13 protein-coding genes are annotated in these 19,739 nt (G+C 64.2%); 3 read left to right on the plus strand and 10 right to left on the minus strand.

What is annotated here, in order from left to right:
* Positions 1-7: 7 nt before the first annotated feature.
* Positions 8-1,237 carry a class I SAM-dependent methyltransferase gene (locus tag AC1RKJ_RS02060; protein ID WP_492789241.1) on the plus strand — a complete coding sequence of 410 codons (1,230 nt, stop codon included), beginning with the start codon at positions 8-10 and terminating at the stop codon, positions 1,235-1,237.
* Between the two features lie 151 nt (positions 1,238-1,388).
* Positions 1,389-2,429 carry a cysteine synthase A gene (locus tag AC1RKJ_RS02065; RefSeq protein ID WP_492789242.1) on the plus strand — a complete coding sequence of 347 codons (1,041 nt, stop codon included), beginning with the start codon at positions 1,389-1,391 and terminating at the stop codon, positions 2,427-2,429.
* Between the two features lie 74 nt (positions 2,430-2,503).
* On the opposite strand, the gene AC1RKJ_RS02070 is transcribed toward AC1RKJ_RS02065, so the two are convergent.
* The 4 genes from AC1RKJ_RS02070 to AC1RKJ_RS02085 are packed head-to-tail and all read right to left on the minus strand — an operon-like array spanning position 2,504 to position 7,037.
* Positions 2,504-3,244, minus strand: coding sequence for an amino acid ABC transporter ATP-binding protein (locus AC1RKJ_RS02070; RefSeq protein WP_492789243.1), 741 nt, complete (start codon positions 3,242-3,244; stop codon positions 2,504-2,506).
* 9 nt (positions 3,245-3,253) lie between these two features.
* On the minus strand, positions 3,254-4,771 hold the full coding sequence (locus AC1RKJ_RS02075; RefSeq protein WP_492789244.1) for an amino acid ABC transporter permease: 1,518 nt from the start codon (positions 4,769-4,771) through the stop codon (positions 3,254-3,256).
* On the minus strand, positions 4,768-5,973 hold the full coding sequence (locus AC1RKJ_RS02080; RefSeq protein ID WP_492789245.1) for an amino acid ABC transporter permease: 1,206 nt from the start codon (positions 5,971-5,973) through the stop codon (positions 4,768-4,770). The genes AC1RKJ_RS02075 and AC1RKJ_RS02080 overlap by 4 nt, the downstream gene beginning before the upstream one ends.
* Before the next feature lie 20 nt (positions 5,974-5,993).
* Complete coding sequence (locus AC1RKJ_RS02085) at positions 5,994-7,037, minus strand: amino acid ABC transporter substrate-binding protein (RefSeq protein WP_492789246.1); 1,044 nt, start codon at positions 7,035-7,037, stop codon at positions 5,994-5,996.
* Between the two features lie 248 nt (positions 7,038-7,285).
* Here AC1RKJ_RS02085 and metC point away from each other — a divergent pair, with 248 nt between their 5' ends.
* On the plus strand, positions 7,286-8,482 hold the full coding sequence (gene metC / locus AC1RKJ_RS02090) for a cystathionine beta-lyase (RefSeq protein ID WP_492789247.1): 1,197 nt from the start codon (positions 7,286-7,288) through the stop codon (positions 8,480-8,482).
* Positions 8,483-8,487: 5 nt separating this feature from the next.
* Here metC and AC1RKJ_RS02095 read toward each other — a convergent pair whose 3' ends face one another.
* From AC1RKJ_RS02095 to AC1RKJ_RS02120, 6 genes are all read right to left on the minus strand, one after another.
* Positions 8,488-8,826 (minus strand): lipid-A-disaccharide synthase N-terminal domain-containing protein, encoded by a 339-nt coding sequence (locus AC1RKJ_RS02095; protein ID WP_492789248.1) that lies wholly within the window; start codon positions 8,824-8,826, stop codon positions 8,488-8,490.
* Positions 8,826-9,581: a glycosyltransferase family 2 protein gene (locus AC1RKJ_RS02100; RefSeq protein WP_492789249.1), complete on the minus strand. Its 756-nt coding sequence runs from the start codon at positions 9,579-9,581 to the stop codon at positions 8,826-8,828. The genes AC1RKJ_RS02095 and AC1RKJ_RS02100 overlap by 1 nt, the downstream gene beginning before the upstream one ends.
* A gap of 61 nt (positions 9,582-9,642) precedes the next feature.
* The gene (locus tag AC1RKJ_RS02105) at positions 9,643-10,488 is read right to left on the minus strand and encodes a phosphatase PAP2 family protein (protein ID WP_492789250.1); all 846 of its coding nucleotides are present in this window, start codon (positions 10,486-10,488) and stop codon (positions 9,643-9,645) included.
* 1 nt (position 10,489) lies between these two features.
* Positions 10,490-12,235 (minus strand): ArnT family glycosyltransferase, encoded by a 1,746-nt coding sequence (locus AC1RKJ_RS02110; RefSeq protein ID WP_492789251.1) that lies wholly within the window; start codon positions 12,233-12,235, stop codon positions 10,490-10,492.
* Positions 12,236-12,285: 50 nt separating this feature from the next.
* Complete coding sequence (pbpC, locus tag AC1RKJ_RS02115; protein WP_492789252.1) at positions 12,286-14,406, minus strand: penicillin-binding protein 1C; 2,121 nt, start codon at positions 14,404-14,406, stop codon at positions 12,286-12,288.
* A complete protein-coding gene (locus AC1RKJ_RS02120; protein WP_492789253.1) occupies positions 14,403-19,628 on the minus strand; it encodes an alpha-2-macroglobulin family protein in 5,226 nt (1,741 codons plus the stop codon). Before AC1RKJ_RS02120 ends, pbpC begins: the two co-directional genes overlap by 4 nt.
* Positions 19,629-19,739: the final 111 nt, after the last annotated feature.

Consider the following 19,739-nt stretch of genomic DNA (forward strand, 5'->3'; position numbering starts at 1 on the left):
TTGCGCGATGTCTGACCTGATCATTCTTACCCCCGACAATGTCGAGGTGGCCCTGCCGGACGTGCCAAGACTGGTCCGGTTTGCCTTCAGCTTTTGCTCGAAACTCCGCCGCGGTACGCTCGACGTCACGCTGCCCGATGGCCGCATCGTGCGCTTCGGCGGGCTGGAGCCCGGCCCGGCCGCCGAGATGACGATCTACAATTACGAGTTCGCGCGGCGGCTCGCGCGCGGCGGCGACATCGGCATCGCGGAATCCTATCTGCGCGGCGAATGGGACACGCCGAACCTGACGCAGTTTCTCTACGTCTTCTGCGTCAATCACGATCTGATTCAGACCATGCTCGGCGACAAGCCGGTCGCACGTTTCGTGCAGTTGGTCCGCCACTGGTTCAACCGCAACACCAAACGGCAGGCGCGCCGCAACATCTACGCGCACTACGACATCGGCAACTCGTTCTATTCGGCATGGCTCGATCCGAGCATGACCTATTCGTCAGCGCTGTTTGAGGACGGCACCAGCGATCTGACCGCCGCGCAGCACAACAAGTACAAGCGCCTCGCCGAAGCAATCAATCTTCAGCCGGGCCAGACCGTGCTCGAGATCGGCTGCGGCTGGGGCGGGTTCGCGGAATATGTTGCCAAGAACTACGACACCAAGGTCGTGGGCCTGACCATCAGCACCGAACAGCGCGATTTCGCGCAGAAAAGGATGCAGGCCGCGGGCCTGAGCGACAAGGTCGAGATCCGGTTTCAGGACTATCGCGACGAGCGCGGGCAATATGACCGCATCGCGTCCATCGAGATGATCGAGGCCGTCGGCGAGCAATTCTGGCCGCAGTATTTTACCCAGCTTCGCGACCGGCTGGCGCCCGGCGGCTTCGCCGGAATTCAGGCCATCACCATTCAGGACAAGTTCTTCAACGCCTACCGGCGCGAGGTTGATTTCATCCAGCGCTACGTTTTCCCCGGCGGCATGTTGCCGTCGCCGCAGGTGCTGAAGAATCTCGGTGAGAAGTTCGGCGTTCCTGTTATCCGCGAGCGCATTTTCGGAGAAGATTATGCCAAGACGCTCGCAACATGGAGAGACAATTTCCGCGCGGCGTGGCCCAACCTGATGCCGCTCGGATTCGACGAGCGATTCCGGCGGCTGTGGGAGTACTACCTCGCCTATTGCGAGGCCGGATTCCTGTCCGGCAACATCGACGTGCGTCAGGTCGTGTTCGCGAAAGCCAAGTAACCGGCTGCTTTCGGCTTTACTCTGCTGGAACATCGGGCAGATCTCGCCTGCACGGGCCACCCTTGTCGGACCGGCGGGCGGCATCTAGGTTGAGGGCAGTCATTCGCCCTCCTTTGCTCCCGACACATCCGGTCCCAGGTCCTTCGCAATCATGCACATTCGCAAAGACGTCATCGACGCCATCGGCAATACGCCGCTCATCAAGCTGAAACGCGCGTCGGAAGCGACCGGCTGCACCATCCTCGGCAAGGCCGAGTTCATGAATCCCGGCCAGTCGGTGAAGGATCGCGCCGGCAAGCAGATGATCCTCGAGGCGGAGAAGCGCGGCGAACTGAAACCCGGCGGACTTGTCGTCGAAAGCACCGCGGGGAATACCGGCATCGGTCTTGCCGTGGTCGCGGCCGCGCGTGGCTATCGCACCATCATCGTCATTCCGGAAACGCAAAGCGAGGAGAAGAAGGACGTTCTGCGCCTGCTCGGCGCCGAACTGGTCGAGGTGCCTGCGCTGCCGTTCAGCAATCCGAACAATTACCAGCATGTCGGCCGCCGCCTCGCCGATGAGCTGCGCAAGACCGAGAAGAACGGCGTGCTGTTCGCGGATCAGTGGAACAACCTCGACAACCGCAAGGCGCATTACGTCTCGACCGGTCCGGAAATCTGGGACCAAACCGGCGGCAAGGTCGACGGCTTCATCTGCTCGATCGGCAGCGGCGGCACGCTGGCGGGAACGGCGACGTTCCTGCGCGAGAAGAAGAAGGACATCATGATCGGCGTCGCCGATCCGCGGGGTGCGGCGATGTACAACTTCTTCGATCATGGCGAGGTCAAGTCGACCGAAGGCGGTTCAGTGACCGAAGGCATCGGCCTCGGCCGCGTCACCCCGATCATCGAGGACGTCAAGGTCGACAAGGCCTATCTGATCGAAGACTCGGAAGCCGTGCCGATCGTGTTCGATCTTCTCGAGCACGAGGGCATCTGCGTCGGCGGCTCAAGCGGCATCAATATCGCGGGCGCCATCCATCTGGCGAAGGATCTTGGTCCTGGCCACACCATCGTGACCATCCTGGCCGACTACGGAACGCGCTATCAGTCCAAGCTGTTCAATCCGGAATTCCTGCGCTCGAAGAACCTGCCGGTGCCGGCGTGGCTGGAACGCAAGAGCACGATCAAGCCGCCGTTCGAGAAAGTGTGAGTCATTAAAGCGACGTCATTTCTGGATTCCGGGCCCGCGTGAAGAACGCGTCCCGGAATGACAACTTGGGCCGGTCACCGCAAAATCTGACTGAGAAACAGCTTCGTCCGCGCGTGCTGCGGATTGGAGAAGAACTTGTCCGGCGTGTTGGCCTCGATGATCTGGCCGGCGTCCATGAACACGACGCGGTCGGCGACCTCCTTGGCGAATCCCATCTCGTGCGTGACCACCAGCATGGTCATGCCCTCCTTCGCGAGGTCCACCATGGTGTCGAGTACTTCCTTGACCATCTCGGGATCCAGCGCCGAAGTCGGCTCGTCGAACAGCATCACCTTCGGATTCATCGTCAGCGCGCGTGCAATCGCGACACGCTGCTGCTGACCGCCTGAAATCTGGCCGGGATATTTGTCGGCCTTGTCCGGAATCCGCACGCGCTCGAGATATTTCATCGCCGCCGCCTCGGCATCCTTCTTCGGGATGTTGCGCACCCAGATCGGCGCCAGCGTGCAGTTTTCCAGCACCGTCAGATGCGGAAACAGGTTGAAGCTCTGGAACACCATGCCGACCTCGCGGCGCACGTCATCGACGCGGCGCAGGTTCGGCCCGAGTTCGATGCCATCGACCACGATGCGGCCTTCCTGAAATTCCTCCAGCGCGTTGATGCAGCGGATCAGCGTCGACTTGCCCGAGCCCGACGGTCCGCAGACCACGATGCGTTCGCCGCGTCCGACCGTGAGGTCGATGTCGCGCAGCACATGAAAATCGCCGAACCACTTGTTGAGTCCGGAGATGCTGACGATGGGATCTGCGCTCATGATTTCATCTCAGACATTCTTGTGGGCATTCAGCCGCCGTTCCACGAACAGCGAATAGCGCGACATTCCAAAGCAGAACACGAAATAGATGATGCCGGTGAATGCGAACCCGGTGAACAGCGTGGTCGGCGTCGCCCAGTTCGGATCGGCGAACGACGCGCGCAACTGGCCCAGCAGATCAAAGATCGCGACGATCAGCACCAGCGTGGTGTCCTTGAACAGCGCGATGAAACTATTGACCAGACCGGGAATGACGTGACGCAGCGCCTGCGGCATCACGATCAGGCCGGTCGTCTTCCAGTAGGACAGTCCGAGCGCGCTGGCGGCTTCCGGCTGACCGCGCGGCACGGCCTGCAGGCCGCCGCGAATGACTTCGGCGTTGTATGCGCCCGCGAACAGGGCAATGCCGATCAGCACGCGCACCAGTCCGTCCACGGTGAAATTTCCCGGCAGGAACAGCGGCAGCATGTAGGTCGCGAAGAACAGCACCGTAATCAGCGGCACCCCGCGCCAGAACTCGATGAAGGCAATCGAGAACACCCTGATCAGCGGAATGGTCGAGCGGCGTCCGAGCGCCAGCGCCATGCCGACCGGCATCGATGCGACGATGCCAGTGACCGACACCACCAGCGTCACCAGCAGGCCGCCCCATGAGCGGGTATCGACAATCGGCAAACCGCCGCGATCCAGACCCATCACCATGATCACGAGCGCCATGCCAACGAAGGTCGCGAGCGTCTTGAGCAGCGCGCGCCAGCCGTTGCGAAAGCCGCCGCTGACAACAAACACCAGCAGCGAGACGATGATCGCGGTCGCGATGAAATCGGCCCACAACGGCGAATGAAATCGCTCGGTGTAATCGCGCAGCCATGCCAGCGGCCACACCAGCAAGGCCAGCCCGTCGCCGATCCACCCGACCAGCTTGCCGAGAAACGCGACGGCTTGTCCGGGTGCGCCCGCGCCCGCCGTCGCCGTCAGGCGGCTGCCCGCATCCTGAAAGCTGGAAGCCAGCGCCGAGCCGAGATCGGCTATCCAGTGCACGGCGAAGCCATTCAGGCCGCCGCCGCGCAGCAGGAAAAATCCGACCACCGGATACGCTACGAAGAACAGTCCCGAGTTGAGCGCCTTCGCGGGCGCGCGCGGGATCAGCAGCGGCAACAACAAAAGCGCGCCGAGCACGAAGGTGAGATTGACCCGCCAGCGCTGGTCCGCCGGATAGAAGCCGTAGATGAACTGATCGAACTTCGCCTGCACGAACGGCCAGCACGCGCCGACCACACGCCCGACATTGGCTTCGAGGCAGGCATTGCGGTCGCTGCCCTGCCACACCGCATCCACCAGCAGGAATTTCACCGTGGGAACGATGGTCAGCCACAGCAGCAGCGCGCTCACCAAGGTCATCATGATGTTGAGTGGCGAATTGAACAGCCGCTGGCGCGCAAAGCCGATCACGCCCGTGGTGACGACCGGCGCACGACGCGGCTCGACGATGTTCTGCCGGACAAATGGGGCGGCCTGCTCCGTCATGCGGCGAGGCTCCGGTTCAGACGCCAGCCATAGAAGCTCATGAGCGCGCTGGTGATCAGCGACAGCAGCAGATAGACGCCCATGGTCAGTGCGATGATTTCAACCGCCTGCCCGGTCTGGCTGAGCGCCGTGCCCGCGAACACCGAGAACAAGTCCGGATAGCCGATGGCGACCGCGAGCGACGAGTTCTTGGTGAGATTGAGATACTGGTTGGTCAGCGGCGGCAGGATCACGCGCATGGCTTGCGGGATGATGACCTGCCGCAGCGTCTGTCCGCGTGTGAGGCCGAGCGAGGCGCCCGCCTCCATCTGCCCCTTCGGAACGGACTGGATGCCGGCGCGCACGATCTCGGCGATGAAAGCCGCCGTGTAGGTCGACAGCGCAATCGTCAGCGCGGCGAATTCCGGCAGCACGCGCGCGCCGCCGGCGAAATTGAACCCCTTCAACTGCGGCATGTCGAACGTCACCGGCGCTCCGAACATCAGCGCCGCCAGTGCGGGCAGACCGATCAGCATGGCCAGCACGTAAGGCCATATCGTCACCTTCTCGCCGGCGGCGAACAGCCGATGACGGGCGTAAGCACGCATCAGCAGCGCGGCGACGATGCCCACCACGACAGCCACGACGAAAACGCCGAATGCCTGCTGTGGAACGGGATTGGGCACGACAAGTCCGCGATTGCTCAGGAAGACGGAGCCGAACAGCGAAATGCTCTGTCGCGGGTTCGGCAGTGTCGCCAGCACCGCGAGATACCAGAACAGAATCTGGAACAGCAGCGGAAGATTGCGGATGAGTTCGACATAGCCGCCGGAAATGCGCGCCAGCAGCCAGTTCGGCGACAACCGTCCCAGCGCCACGGCGACGCCGATGATGGTTGCGATCACGATCCCGACGATGGAGACCAGCAGCGTGTTCAGCAGGCCGACAACGAACACGCGGGCGTAGGTGTCGCTTTCGGAAAACGGAATCAGCGCCTGGCTGACGGCAAAGCTCGCGGTGTTGGACAGGAAGCCGAAGCCGGACGCGATCCGTTGCGCCTGCAGGTTGGCGCGCGCGTTCTCGACGATTTCATAGCCGACCCAGACCACGGCCGCGACGAACAGGATCTGGATGACGACCCCGCCCCATCCCGCCTGCCCGCCGAGTGCGCGGCGAAGCCGTGCAACCAGTCGCAGCGGAGGTTTGCGGGGCTCGTCAGCCATCGCCGCGACCGGCAAGGCCGTCAACGAATGGGTGGCGCGTATTGAAGGCCGCCCTGATTCCAGAGCTTGTTCAGCCCGCGTGAAATCGCGAGCTTCGATCCCGCGCCGACATTGCGGTCGAACGACTCACCGTAATTGCCCACGGCCTTGACGATGCGGATCACCCAGTCCTTGGGCAGACCGAGCTGCTCGCCGAGATTGCCGTCGGTGCCGAACATGCGCTTCAGCTCAGGCTTGGCCGACTTCGCCATCTCGTCGACGTTCTTCTGCGTGACGGCGTATTCCTCGGCATTGATCATCGCGAACAACGTCCACTTCACGATGTCGAACCACTGGTCGTCGCCGTGGCGCACCACGGGCCCGAGCGGCTCCTTGGAAATCACTTCCGGCAGCACGGCGTGATCGCCCGGCGCGGCGAGCTTGAGGCGCTCGGCATAAAGCTGCGAGACGTCGGACGTGAACACATCGCAGCGGCCGGACTCGTAAGCCTTCACGGTCTCATCGGCGGTGCCGAACGCAATCAGCTCGTACTTCATGTTGTTGCCCTTGAAGTAGTCCGAGACGTTCTGTTCGTTGGTGGTGCCGGTCTGAACGCAGATCGAAGCGCTGTTGAGTTCCAGCGCGGAATTCACCTTGAGCGATTTACGGACCAGGAAGCCCTGCCCGTCGTAATAGGAAATGCCGGTATAGTTCAGGCCCAGCGATGTATCGCGCGACAGCGTCCATGTGGAGTTGCGCGACAGCACGTCGATTTCGCCGGACTGCAACGCCGTGAAGCGGTCCTTGGCCGACAACGGCACGAACTTTACCTTGGTCGCGTCGTTGAAAATCGCGGCGGCAAGCGCGCGGCAGACATCGACGTCGAGGCCGGTCCAGTTGCCCTTGTCATCGGGTGCCGAAAATCCGGGCAGACCCTGACTGACGCCGCAGGACAGGGTGCCGCGGTCCTTCACGCTTTGAAGCGTTCCACGATCCTTGGGCTTGTCCTGAGATTGCGCCTGAGCGCCATGGGAGACGATGGCGGCGGCAAGAACTGGAATAAGAGCGAGCGATACCCGTTTCATAGAATGGCCTTTCTCGATCGTTCGGCGGCGGCGACGAATAACGTCGCGCGAGACAAATCGATCCTGCGGAAGCTCACGGAACTAGTGGTTAAATATCTGACCGGCATAACAGAACGTCGGGCGCTGCGGGTCAAGGGGTTGACGCCGGCCTTCGCGGTCAGCTTACTTGAGCCAACAGCTTTAGGCAGCGTATTGCCTTTTTGTCGAGCAACCGCTGCGGCAAGATGTCGTCTCACAATGAACGTCACATGATTCCCCCAAAAGACCATCGCCCCGCAGACCGACTCGATCCGCAGACCGAACTGGTGACATCCGGCCGCGACACCGTCGCGCAAAAGGGCTTCATCAATCCGCCGGTCGTGCGCGGCTCCACGGTGCTTTATCCGACCGCCGAAGACCTCCACGCGCATCGCGGGGAATTTCAGTACGGCCGCCACGGAACGCCCACCACCAAGGCGCTTCAACAGGCCCTGATGGTCCTCGAAGGTCCGAACTGTGCCGGTGTTGGCCTGGCACCATCGGGCGTGGCGGCGATCTCCACGGCCCTGCTCGCGATTCTCAAGGCCGGCGATCACTTGCTCGTCATCGACAGCGTGTATCGCCCGACGCGCAATTTTTGTGACAGCCTGCTCAGGCGCTACGGCGTCGAGACCACCTACTTCGATCCGCTGATCGGAGCCGGAATCGAAAAGCTGTTCAAGCCGAACACCAAAGCCGTTCTGGTCGAGGCTCCGGGTTCGCAGTCGTTCGAGATGCCGGACATTCCCGCCATCGCCGCCGTCGCCCACGCCAGGGGCGCGCTGGTCATCGACGACAACACCTGGGCGACGCCGCTGTTTCACCGTTCGCTCGATCAGGGCGTCGACATCAGCATTCAGGCCGGAACGAAATATATCGGCGGCCATTCCGACATCATGTTCGGAACCATCTCCGCCAACGCGAAGACCTGGCCGCTGATCACCGAGGCGATCCGTCTGCTCGGCGTTTGCGCCGGTCCCGACGACGTGTTCCTCGCATTGCGTGGATTGCGGACGCTCGCGGTGCGGCTGGCCCATCATCAGCAGGCCGGTCTGGACATGGCGCGCTGGTTCGCCGCGCGTCCCGAAGTGCTGCGTGTGATTCATCCGGCGCTGGAAACCGATCCGGGACATGCGATCTGGAAACGCGATTTCACCGGCGCGACGGGATTGTTCAGCGTCGTGCTGAAGCCCGCGTCGAAGCAGGCCGTCGATGCTTTCCTCGACACGGTGACGCTGTTCGGCATGGGCTATTCGTGGGGCGGCTTCGAGAGTCTCGTGATCCCGTTCGATTGCGCGTCATACCGCACGGCGACCACGTGGAATCCGGGCGGCCCCACCCTGCGCTTCCACATCGGGCTAGAGAATCTCGATGACCTGAAGGCGGATCTGGCGCGCGGGTTCGAGGCGCTGAACGCGGCGACCTAGCGAATCTACGTCTTCTCAACCTTTGAGCCCGACCCGCGGCTCTTCAAGATCAGCATGATGTTGCGGATGTAGATGATCGTCGCGAGCGACTGTCCGAGAATGATGACAGGCTCGCGTTTGGCGACGCCGTAAATCAGCGTCATCACGCCGCCGCCCATCGAGAAGAACCAGAATGCCATCGGCACGATGCTCTGCCCCGCGCGCTCGCTCGAAATCCACTGCACGAGGAAACGCGCGGTGAACAGCAACTGCGCGATCAGGCCGAACGCCAGCCAGAAGTCGAACTTCGCGACGAACACGTCGTAGAGGTAGTCACCAAGTTCCTGACCGAACTGAATCAGCATCAGGTCACCTCCGTTGCCACCGGCGTCGACTTCTTGCGGCGGATCAGCCACCACACGCCGGCAAGATCCATGATCCCGATCCACAGCCGGTCGAAGAAACCGTAATTCGAAACACCGGAATGCCGGGGCCGGTCGATGACGTCGACATAGACGATCTCGAATCCTTCCCGCCGCACCAGCGCGGGGAGAAAACGATGCAGACCATCGAAATATGGCAAAGCAAGGAACACGTCGCGGCGCAGCGCCTTCAGGCCGCAGCCGGTGTCGCGGGTGCCGTCGCGCAGGATCATGTTGCGTACGCCATTGGCGACACGCGACTGGAATTTCTTGAAGCCGGTGTCCTTGCGGCCGACGCGCTGACCGGCAGCAAGGCCGACCTTGTCGCCGCCCTTTTCAATCGCTTCGATCAGCGCCGGCAGAAACGCCGGGTTGTTCTGTCCGTCGCCGTCGAGCGTCGCGACGATGCCGCCTCGCGCGGCGCGAATCCCGGTGCGCACGGCGGCGGATTGTCCGGATGACGCAGCATGGCGAACCTGACGCAGGTTGGTGCGCGCGCGCATTTCGGTTGCAAGCCGCTCGCCGGTCGCATCCGTCGAGCCATCGTTGACGTAGACGATCTCATAGGCCCAGCGGCCGTCCAGCGCGGCAGCGATCTCGGCGATCAGCGGCACGACGTTGTCCTGCTCGTTACGAACGGGAACCACAATCGATACGGCGGGGGCCGGCAGGCCGGAATTTGCTGGTTGTTCGCTCATGTACCGATGGGGTCCGAATGCCGCCAAAAACAGTCAAAAACCTGCTGCGGGCGACCGCTTCTTATGGTGCGAACGCCTCGCGGGCAACCCTTTTCAGGGCGGGCCAGGACGGCCCGGCCAGCGGCTCAATCGCACCGTCGCGGCCGATCTTGAAGCCCAGGCGGCGGGCCGCGAACCAGTAGCGGATGGCCATCGCGCCAACAACGCCCATCAGCGCGCCGCCGACCACATCGCTCGGATGATGTGCGAGCAGGATCACCCGGCTGATGCAGATCAGCACCGCATAGGCGAACATCACCAGCGTCACGCGCCGCCACACCGCCGACACGGCGAAGGCCAGCGCAAAGGCGGTGGTGGCATGACCGGACGGCAGGCTCGCAAATGCCGGGCTGCCGGAGAAATGTTCGAAATAGAACGCGTTGGCATTGCCGCCGACGAACGGCCTGCTTCGCCCGATGATGTGCTTGAGAACTTCGGTGCAGAGCACTGCGAACAGCACCGAGAAAAACACATATTGAACGCGCACGCCGAACGCGATCAGGACCGCCCGCGAAACCCCGATCAGCCGCGGCAAGATCAGCAGGACGATGAAGAGCACGCCTGCCAGCGTCCAGAGGACATATTCCGATTTCCCGAGATCGGTGAAATGCCGCAGCGGCCAAAGGCTGGGCGTTCCGCGCGCAGGCATCAGCTTGATGGTGGCGACGTCGACGGCGACCATCAGAAGTCCGATGACAACTGCCGTCAGCGCGGACAGTCCGAGCCACCGCCGCGCCAGAGAGCGCCGGGCCTCGGCGCGCCGCGAGTGGGATGGCGCGCGCACAAGGCGCGCCACCGATTGCCATGCATCCGAACCGAGTTTGGTCACATAATTCGCGCGATGGCTGCCGCTGATTTCGGTTGCCATTTCACTCGGTGCCTTCGGAACGGAACACCGCGACCGAGATCGCACGGCCCTGCGAGAAGTTGTAACCGTCGATGCGCGCGCCGGCATTGTAGCGCAGGCCGATGGCCTCGGCGCGCTGCGCAAAGGCCCGCTCCTCGCGCCATTCGACGAGCGCGAAGCGGCAGCTTCCCTGCAACAGGAAATCCGCGGCGCCAGAACCGTTGGTCAACAACGTCGACGTGCCGACCATGAACACCAGACTTGGCTCCTGGAAGCCCGCCGCAGCAGCTGACGGCCCGACGCATTCGACGCTGCGAAGCGCGCGCGCGATCTGAACGCTCGGGAACAGCGGCGCGAGCGAAGGCACCACCACGCCGTAGACGCACACGGCCATGAACCACGATGCGCCAATGGCGTTGAGCAGCGAGCGTTCGGCGCGATGGGTATCGAACATCCACCACGCGAACAGTCCGAAGATCAGTGCGCCGGCCGCAAACGGCCATGCCAGAAACTCCGGCTGCCGGAGCAGCATCATCGCGCCGATGATCGACGCGACGGTGATGAGCAAAGGTGCCACGAACCACCACGCCGATCCGCGCTGGATCCACGCCGATCGCGACAGCACGTTGCGTTCGAGCGCACCGACAATCAGGATGGCAATGGCCGGATAGAGCGGCAGCACATAGTGCGGCAGCTTGGTGATCACGAGTTCAAAAATGATCCACGCCGGCAGCAGCCACGCCAGCAGAAATTGCGCGCCGGGCTCGCGCCGCGCGCGCCAGACCGCCGGAGCCGCCATGCCGGCCAGCGTCGCGCCGGGCCAGAACGTCAGCCAGAACAACACGAAATAAAGTCCGGGAGGCGCGCCGTGCGATTCCTGCGGGCTCGCGACCTTGCTCAGCATGTCACTGCCGAGCGAGTCCGCGAAGAAGGTGTCGCCCGCTTTAAGAAAGATCGCGATGAACCACGGCAGCACCAGCACCAGCGTCCACATCAGTCCCCAGACCGGGCGCAGACGCCACAGCCACGCCGCGGAGCGATCGAGGATCGCAAGCGCGATCACGGGCAGCGCGACAAACATCAGGATCAGCGGACCCTTGAGCAGAATGCCCCACGCAATCGCGGTCCAGAAAATCGCCGCCCACTTCCACGGTTGCGGCGAGTCGTCCCCGCGCTGCCATGAGAGATAGGCGCGCGCCATCGCGCCCATGACGGCGACCGCCGTCAGCAGCAGCATGGCGTCGGTCTTGGCCAGACGCGCCTCGACGCCGAGCAGGATCGAACTGCACATGATGAGACCGGCGAGCAGCGCACCACGCCGCGTCACGAACGCCAGCGCCGTCCAGTAGGTCAGCAGCACCGCGCCGATCGCGCCGATCAATGAGGGGATGCGATACAGCCAGATGCGGACCTGCGCGCGCGGCAGGCCGAACTTCGACGCGGTCTCCACGACGACCGCCTGCGCCCAGTAAATCCCGACCGGCTTCTTGTAACGGACCTCGTCCTGGAAACGGATGTCGACGAAGTCGCCGCTCTCGACCATCTGCTTCGTCGCCTGCGCAAAGCGCGCTTCGTCGCGATCGACCGGCGGGATGTTGACGAATCCGGGCAGGAAAAACAGCAGGCCGACCAGCACCAGCAGCGCGACCGCGCGGGTATGGCTGCCGACCGCAAAATCGACCACGCGCACGAGCCCGCTACCGGGATTCTTCTGTTCCACCGGTTCGCGCGGGGCGCCAAATCTGGGTCTTGGGTAGGTCTCAGCCATCGGTTCCGCATACGCGGAAACCATTCTCCCGACAACAGGTTGAGCCGCCTCTACTGAATTCTCACGACAACTGTGTCCGCCGCGCCCGTCGCGTCCATGACGGTCAGCCGGACGAAGCCCGGACCGGGCGGTTCGACCAGCCGCTGGCGGCGGCTGTCGATGCCGCCGACCGCGACGCCGTTAACCAACATGGTCAGCGGCAGCACCCCGCCCGCCACCCGCACCGGCATCGCGGACTGGCTCGCATCGCCGCCGTAGGCGTCGATCCGCGAGCCGTTCAGCGGAAACTGGATCCGCAGCGCCTGCTCGCTTCCGGTGCGGATGAAGTCACCCGCAGGCCGGAAACGCCGCAGCGGCAACGGCAGCTTGGCGTTGCTGGCCATCAGCGTGCCCTTCGGGGCCTTGGCCAGCGGCATCGGAAGTTTTCCCGTCCGCGCGAACGCATCGAACAGGATCGGCGCCGCGGCGGTTCGTCCTATCAAACCTGGAACCGGCGCGCCGTCGGGGCGGCCGACCCAGACCCCGATGGTCATGCGGCCGTCGAAACCGACCGACCAGGCATCGCGGTAGCCGTAGCTGGTGCCCGTTTTAAACGCGAGCCGGTTATGCGGCGCGTTGTCCGGCGGCGGCGTGCCCATCAGCACGTTGCCGACCAGCCAGGCGGCGGACGGATCGAGCAGCCGCCGCGTCTCCGGCTCCGCCTTGTCGTCCGGCCGCACGATCTCGCGCAGCGCCACCGTCTCGCCCTGCCTGGGCAATCCCGAATAGAGCCGGACCAGATCGTTCAACGTGATGCCGACACCGCCGAGGCCCATGGCGAGGCCCGGCGTTTCATCCTTGGGCAGGATCAGGTTCGCGCCCGCCTGCTTGATGCGGGCCGTCAGCCGGCTCGAACCGACGCGATCGAGCAACGCGATGGCCGGCACGTTCAGCGACATCTGCAAGGCTTTCCGCACAGTGACGGTGCCCTGAAACGTCATGTCGAAATTTTCCGGCGCGTAAGAGCCGTAGCGGATCGGCCGGTCCTCGATCAGGCTTTCAGGATGCACGAAGCCATCCTCGAACGCGAGACCGTAGATGAAAGGCTTGAGCGTCGATCCCGGCGAGCGCACGGCGCGGGTCATGTCCACCTGCCCTGCGCGCCGGTTGTCGAAATAATCCGGCGACCCGACATGCGCCAGCACGTCGCCGCTCTCGTTATCGACCGCGAGAATGCCGACCGACACATCGGGCCCAAGCGCGAGCGCGCGATCCTTCGCCAGCGACTCGAGGGTTTTCTGGATGGTGGAATCCAGCGTGAGCTGAATGCGCGGCGTATCCTTCATGATCGCAAGCGACTGATCGGTCGAATGCGGCGCGAGCAGCGGCATCGGCTTGCGCAAGCGCGGCACCGGCTCCAGCTTCGCGTGCGTGGCATCGTCGGCCGAAACGCGGCCGTCCTCGACCATGCGCGACAGCACGCGATCGCGCGCGACCCGCGCCACGTCGGGATGACGGTCGAGCCGCCGCGTCTCCGGCGATTGCGGCAGCGCTACCAGCAGCGCGGATTCCGCGAGCGACAACCGCTTCGGCTCCTTGCCGAAGTAGGCGAACGACGCCGCGCGCACACCTTCGAGATTGCCGCCGAACGGCGCGAGTGTCAGATACAGATCGAGAATCTGATCCTTGGTCAACTGCCGCTCAAGCTGCACGGCGCGCACCATCTGGCGAAGTTTGGCGGCGACCGAGCGCTCCTGCCGCGGCTCCATCAGCCGCGCCACCTGCATGGTGATGGTCGAGCCGCCCGACACGATGTGCCCGCGCGTGACAAGCTGGAACGCGGCGCGTCCCATCGCCAGCGGATCGACGCCGATGTGCGACCTGAACCGGCGGTCCTCATAGTTCAGCAGCAGGTTGAGATAACCGGGATCGACATCCTTGACCTGAGCGGGCAACCGCCAGCGCCCGTCCGCCATCGCGAACGCGCGGAGCAGCTTGCCGTTGCGGTCCACAATCGTCGTCGAGATGTGCCGGGTCTGTTCGAACGGCAGCGGCGGCAGCGATGCGACCCAGATGACGCCAGCCGTAACGACGCCGGCGCCAAGCGCGCCAAACGCCAGCGCGGCGATCCTGACCCACCGCCAGCGCCGCGAAAGCGGCGTGGCTGGCGTTATGGTGTCGGGCGTCGTCATTTCGCCTTCGTCACCTCGACCGTTCCCGTGCCGGTGCGGCCATAGCGCGAGGGATTGTACATGTCCTCGACGTAAGCCTGCGGCAGCACGTACTTGCCGGGAGAGACCGCGCGCACGATGTAGGCGACCGTGAACACGGCGGTGTCGTCACTCGCGCGTTCGATGGCGGCGCTGAAGCGATCATCGCGGAACTCGGTGTTCTGCGGGTCCTCGCCGTCCTCGATCCAGTCGAGCGTGCCCGAGTCACCCGACGACACCAGCTTCGGATTATCGATCTCCAGACCTGCGGGGAGATAATCGACCACCATGATCTGACCGTATTCGGGCTTGGCTTCGGTGACTTTCAGCACCACGGCGAAGCGATCGTTCTGCTTCGCCTTGGACGGATCGGCGGGCTTGCCGTCGAGCGTGAAGTAATTGCGCTCGATCTTGAAGCCGTTGGCGACCGCAGGCTCCGGCGTGATCGGCGCACCGGTGACGGAAACCACCGCCTGCACCGGCGTATCGCCGGTGTTGGTGATCCTGACCGGCGTGGCCGCGATGTCGGCGCTGCGATAGTTGCGATACAGCGCGTTCTTCGCGGTCTCACCGTTGACCGAGACCGAGAGGCTATTGGCTTCCTTGGCGAGCGCCCGCGAGGCCAGCACCAGCCACGCATTCTCCTGCGTCGAGGTGTAGGGCGAAAGACCCCGCGCGGCCTCGACGCGTTCGACCGCGAGACTGATCGTCGCCTTCGGCGCGCTGCCTTCGCTGGCGAGCGACACCATCGCCGCCGCATCGCGCAGTGACGAGCCGTAGTCGCTGCGGCCGAACTCCAGCACCGGCTTCGGATTGAGGCTGCCGACCGCCGCCGAATAGACGCGTTCCGCGCGCGCCCGGTCGCCGACCAGCGCCAGCGCCGCGGCAAGCTGCGCCTTGGCGATGGGCGTTGCGATGTTGTTCAGCTTGGTGTCGGCGAGATAGCGCAGGTCGCCGATCGGCGCGGTGCCGTTCTTTGCGAGCACATAGAGACCGTAGGCCAGATCGCGGCCGCCATCCTTCTCCGGCTCGTCGGCGTTGACCACCGAATTGCGGATACGATCCAGCGCCGTCCTGAACAGAACGTCCGGCACCGCGAAGCCCTTTTCGCGCGCCCGCGTCAGGAAGTCGGTGACGTAGGCATCGAGCCAGGCATCGTCGCCGCCGGCCGACCACAGACCGAACGATCCGTTCGAGCCCTGGCGCGCCAGCAGCTTGTCGATGGCGTCCTTGATGCGCTGATCGACTGCGGTGTCCATCGCCAGATGGTTTTCCGCCGCGAGATCGTTGACATACAGCAGCGGCATCGCGCGGCTGGTGATCTGCTCGGAACATCCAAACGGATAACGATCCAGCGCCTTCAGGATGGTCGCGGCGTCGAGCGCCGTGGAGAGACCGACCGACAGTTGAACGCCGCCGGTGCCCTGCACGAGATCGCTGAACATGTCGGACGTGAGATTGAGGCTCTCGCCCTTTGCCAAGGTCCGCACCGAGCGCCGTGCAAGGATCTGCGTGGCGGCCTTGACGTCGAGCGCATAGTGACGCGCCAGTGCCAGCCCGTTCGGTCCCTTGATGTCCACGTCGAGTTGCGCCTGCCCCGCGCCGCCCGCCGCATCGATGGCGAGCGCAACGGAACTGCGTTGCTTGGCGGCAAGGCGTATGGTGGTCGCCGGGTTGCCGGTGAGCTTCACCGGGCCGGATGTCTTGACGCTGATGACGTAATCGCCCGCCGCACCCTCCACGTTGTCGAGATCGAGGCTCATGGTGCCGCGGTCGCCGTTCAGCAGGAAGCGCGGCAGCGTTGCGGTGAGCACGACGGGATCGCGCACGGTCACATCGGTATTGGCGCGGCCAACCTTGGTCGCGGTCCATGCGACCGCCATGATGCGCGCGGTGCCGGCGAACTCCGGAATGTCGAAGGTGACTTCCGCCGTGCCGTTGGTGCCGACCGTGACGATGCCCGAATAGAGCGCGAGCGGCTTCTGCGTCGGAGGGCTGCCTTGCAGTTCAGCGCCTGCGGCGTCACCGCCGGTGCGGATCTGACCGCGTGTGCCCTGCATGCCGTCGATCAGTTGCCCATAGAGGTCGCGGATTTCGGACGTCATGCGGCGCTGGCCGAGATAATAGTCATCCGGCGCAGGCGGTTTGTAGTTGGTGAGATTGAGAATGCCGACATCGACGGCCGCGACCACGATCTTGGCGTCTTCGCCGCGGCTGAGACCTTCGATCTTCACCGGCAGCTTGAGCGTCGTGCTCGGGCGAACCAGCGCGGGCGGCGTGAGACTCACCTTGAGTGTGCGCTCCGACTTGTCGATCCCGAACCATTTAAGACCAATGGCGCGGCCCGGCATCCGTTGGGCGGCGGCATCGAGCGGACGGCGCAGCGTGGCGACCACATAAGCGCCGGTGCCCCAGTCCTTGCCGACGGCGATGCTGATCTTGTTCTGGCCTTCCTTGATGTCGGAGGATTGCGTGGTCAGCAAACGGTCGCCGAGCACGTTGATGGTCAGCTTGCCGGCGCTGCGCGCATTGACCGACACGACCATGGTGTCGCCGGACTTGTATTCCGGCTTGTCGATGGATGTTTCCAGGAGGTCCGGCGTGTCGGCGCTGCCGTCCGAATACCAGCCGACATCGAACTGCACCGAGGTGATCGGGCCGTCCTGCTCGGTGGATTTCACGTCGAGCCGGTAGCGGCCCGGCTGCGGCGCGACCGTAATGCGCGCGGGCTTGTCGGCGGCAATGGTTACGTCGCCGTCGGCCACGCGCTTGGTGGATTTCACCGGCTCGTAATCCCAGGATGAGCCCTGCCGGTACCACTGATAACGCGACTCGAGTTTCATCAGTTCGTAGCGAAGCCCGCTGCGCGCCAGCGCCTTGCCGTCCGGCGCCACGAACACGACGTCGAAGTTGGCGGGATCGCCCTCGGCGACGTTCTTGTCGGCGAACAGCGGCTTCACGCCGATCAGCGCGTCGTTCGGCGCGACCGGAATGGTCAGCTTGCGTTCGACCGCACGGCCTCCGGTTTCCACCATGCGGACGAAGACCTGCGCTTCCTGCGGACGCGTCGAGGACGGCGGCTTGGCGAGACTGACCTTGAAGGTCGCCTTGCCGTTGGCGTCGGCCTCGGGAAGGTTTTCCAGCGGCGTGCGTTCGTTGCTCGACGTTTCCTCGTCCGCGACGCCGAACTTGTATCCGGCATAGCCCGGACGATCCGCAGCGGTGGCGATCAGCAGGTCGCCTTCGAGCGCGAGGCCCGAGGCAGGCGCGCCGTAGAGGAAGCGGCCATCCACTTCAAGTTCTGCTGGAGCTTCAGCCGTGATCTGCTTCGCTTTGGAACTTAAGGAGAATTCGATGCGATCCGCGACGTAATCCTCAACCATGAAGGTGGTTTCGCCGACGGACGGGGATTTCGGATCGGTGAACGCCCGGACCCGCCAGGTGCCGGTCGGCACCGCCGAATTCAACGGCAGCGTGAGACTGCGTCCGCCCGCGCCCTGATCGGGCACCACAGCGCGGCGGAATTCCACGCCGTCGGGGCGTTCGACCACCAGCGTCAGCGGCGCACCGACAACGCCGTTGCCCTTGCCGTCGCGCAGCAGCGCCGTGAGATACACCGTCTCGCCGGAGCGGTAGACGCCGCGCTCGGCGTAAACGAACGCATCAGGCCCCGCAGGCACGGCACGCCCGGAGACGCCGCGATCGGACAGGTCGAACGCATTGGATTTGAGGCTCAGGAAAGCGTAGTCGCCCTTCTCGCCGGAAACCGACAGCAACGCAGGCGACAGACCGCCCTCGCCCCGCGCCAGCCCCACCTCGAACAGCACATGGCCCGCGCTGTCGGTCTTGCGAGTGGCGAGAACTTCGTTGCTGCGGGACACGAGGCGAACCTCAGCGCCCGACGTCGGCTCGGTGCTCGCCAGCGAATTGACGAACACATGCACGCCATCGTTGCCCGAATAGGCGGTCAGGCCCATGTCGGAAACGATGAACCACTGCGTCGCCAGCTGGCCGGAGTCTTCATCGCTGGAGGCCGAGCCCGGCCCCTTCGCGGCAGCCGTCATCACATAGACGCCGGGCTGCATTTCGCCGACTGCCTGATCCACGGGGAAAGCGGTGATCACATCGGCATTCAACGTCTGCGCGGTGGCGATCTCGCCGGTCCAGACCTTGACGCCCTTCTCGTTGCCGAGGTCCGACAGTTCATAGCTCGACAGGCTGCGCTGGAAGTCGCTGCCCAGTACCGAATTGATGAGATTGCGGTCGCCGATCCTGAAGATGTTCACCGACACCGACGGCGTGTTGACGCTGACCAGCGGAATGCCGCGCTGGCCGGTGCGCGGCAGCACATAGGCGCGTCCGGTGAAGCGCACGAACGGCTTGCGGTCGCGCACGTAGATGTTGAATTCGGCCGACTTCGGCAGCGTCTCCTTCACGGTCGATGGCAGGCCGGCGCGCAGGTTGATGGTGTAGCGCTCGCCGTGCTTGAGGCCCTCGACGCAAAGCTGCTTCTCCTCGGACGTCAGCGCCGGATTGTCGGTGCCGGCCAGCGCGATGAACGGATTGAAGTCCGCCCGCTTGGCGAGGTCCTCCGAGAACTGGAAGCAGGCGCGCGGCGACGCCGAATCCGAATCCACGCTGTAATCCAGCAGCCGGAAGCCGCGCTCGTCGCGCAGCTTCTCGTACTGGCCGCGCACGTCGGCGACCTCGCGCTGATCCAGCGACAGGCGCAGCGCATCGAGCGCCGGACGCCACAGCTTCCGCTCCGCCAGCGCATTGCCCAGCACCGCCAGCGCATCGGCTTCCTCGGCCGGATTGGCGGCGCGCTGATAGGCGATGTAGGCGGCGGTGGATGCGCGTTCATAGAAGAACGTCCGCTCGCGGTTGTCCGTGGGACGGATCTGGAAAATGGTCCTGGCCAGCCGCAGCCAGTTGCCGCTGTCCTCAGGGACGACCGCCGTGGTCTGTCCGAGCAATTGCAGCGCGCTGCGCAGATCGTTGCGCTTGAACGCTGCATCCACATCGGACTTCAGCGTCGCCGCCGTCTTGTTGATGATCCCGGCTTCGGTCTTGATCTGGGCTTCGAGCCGGATGGCACTGTCCGCCAGATCGTCCCTCTTGAAGGCCTTGTCGGCCGCAGTTGCCGAGACGAGGCCGAGCGCCAGCGCGGCGCAAACCGAGAGGGCGCGAACCAGACCGATCATGTGAAAACTCCCTGCCGACAGCTATCAAAGGCTGCCTTGAAACGTAGACAATGCGCGAATCGTGACGGACTCATGGTCGTATCGATACCGGGCCGAAAGATTCTACGCGAC

This window comes from Afipia sp. GW822-FHT04G07, from assembly GCF_058800765.1.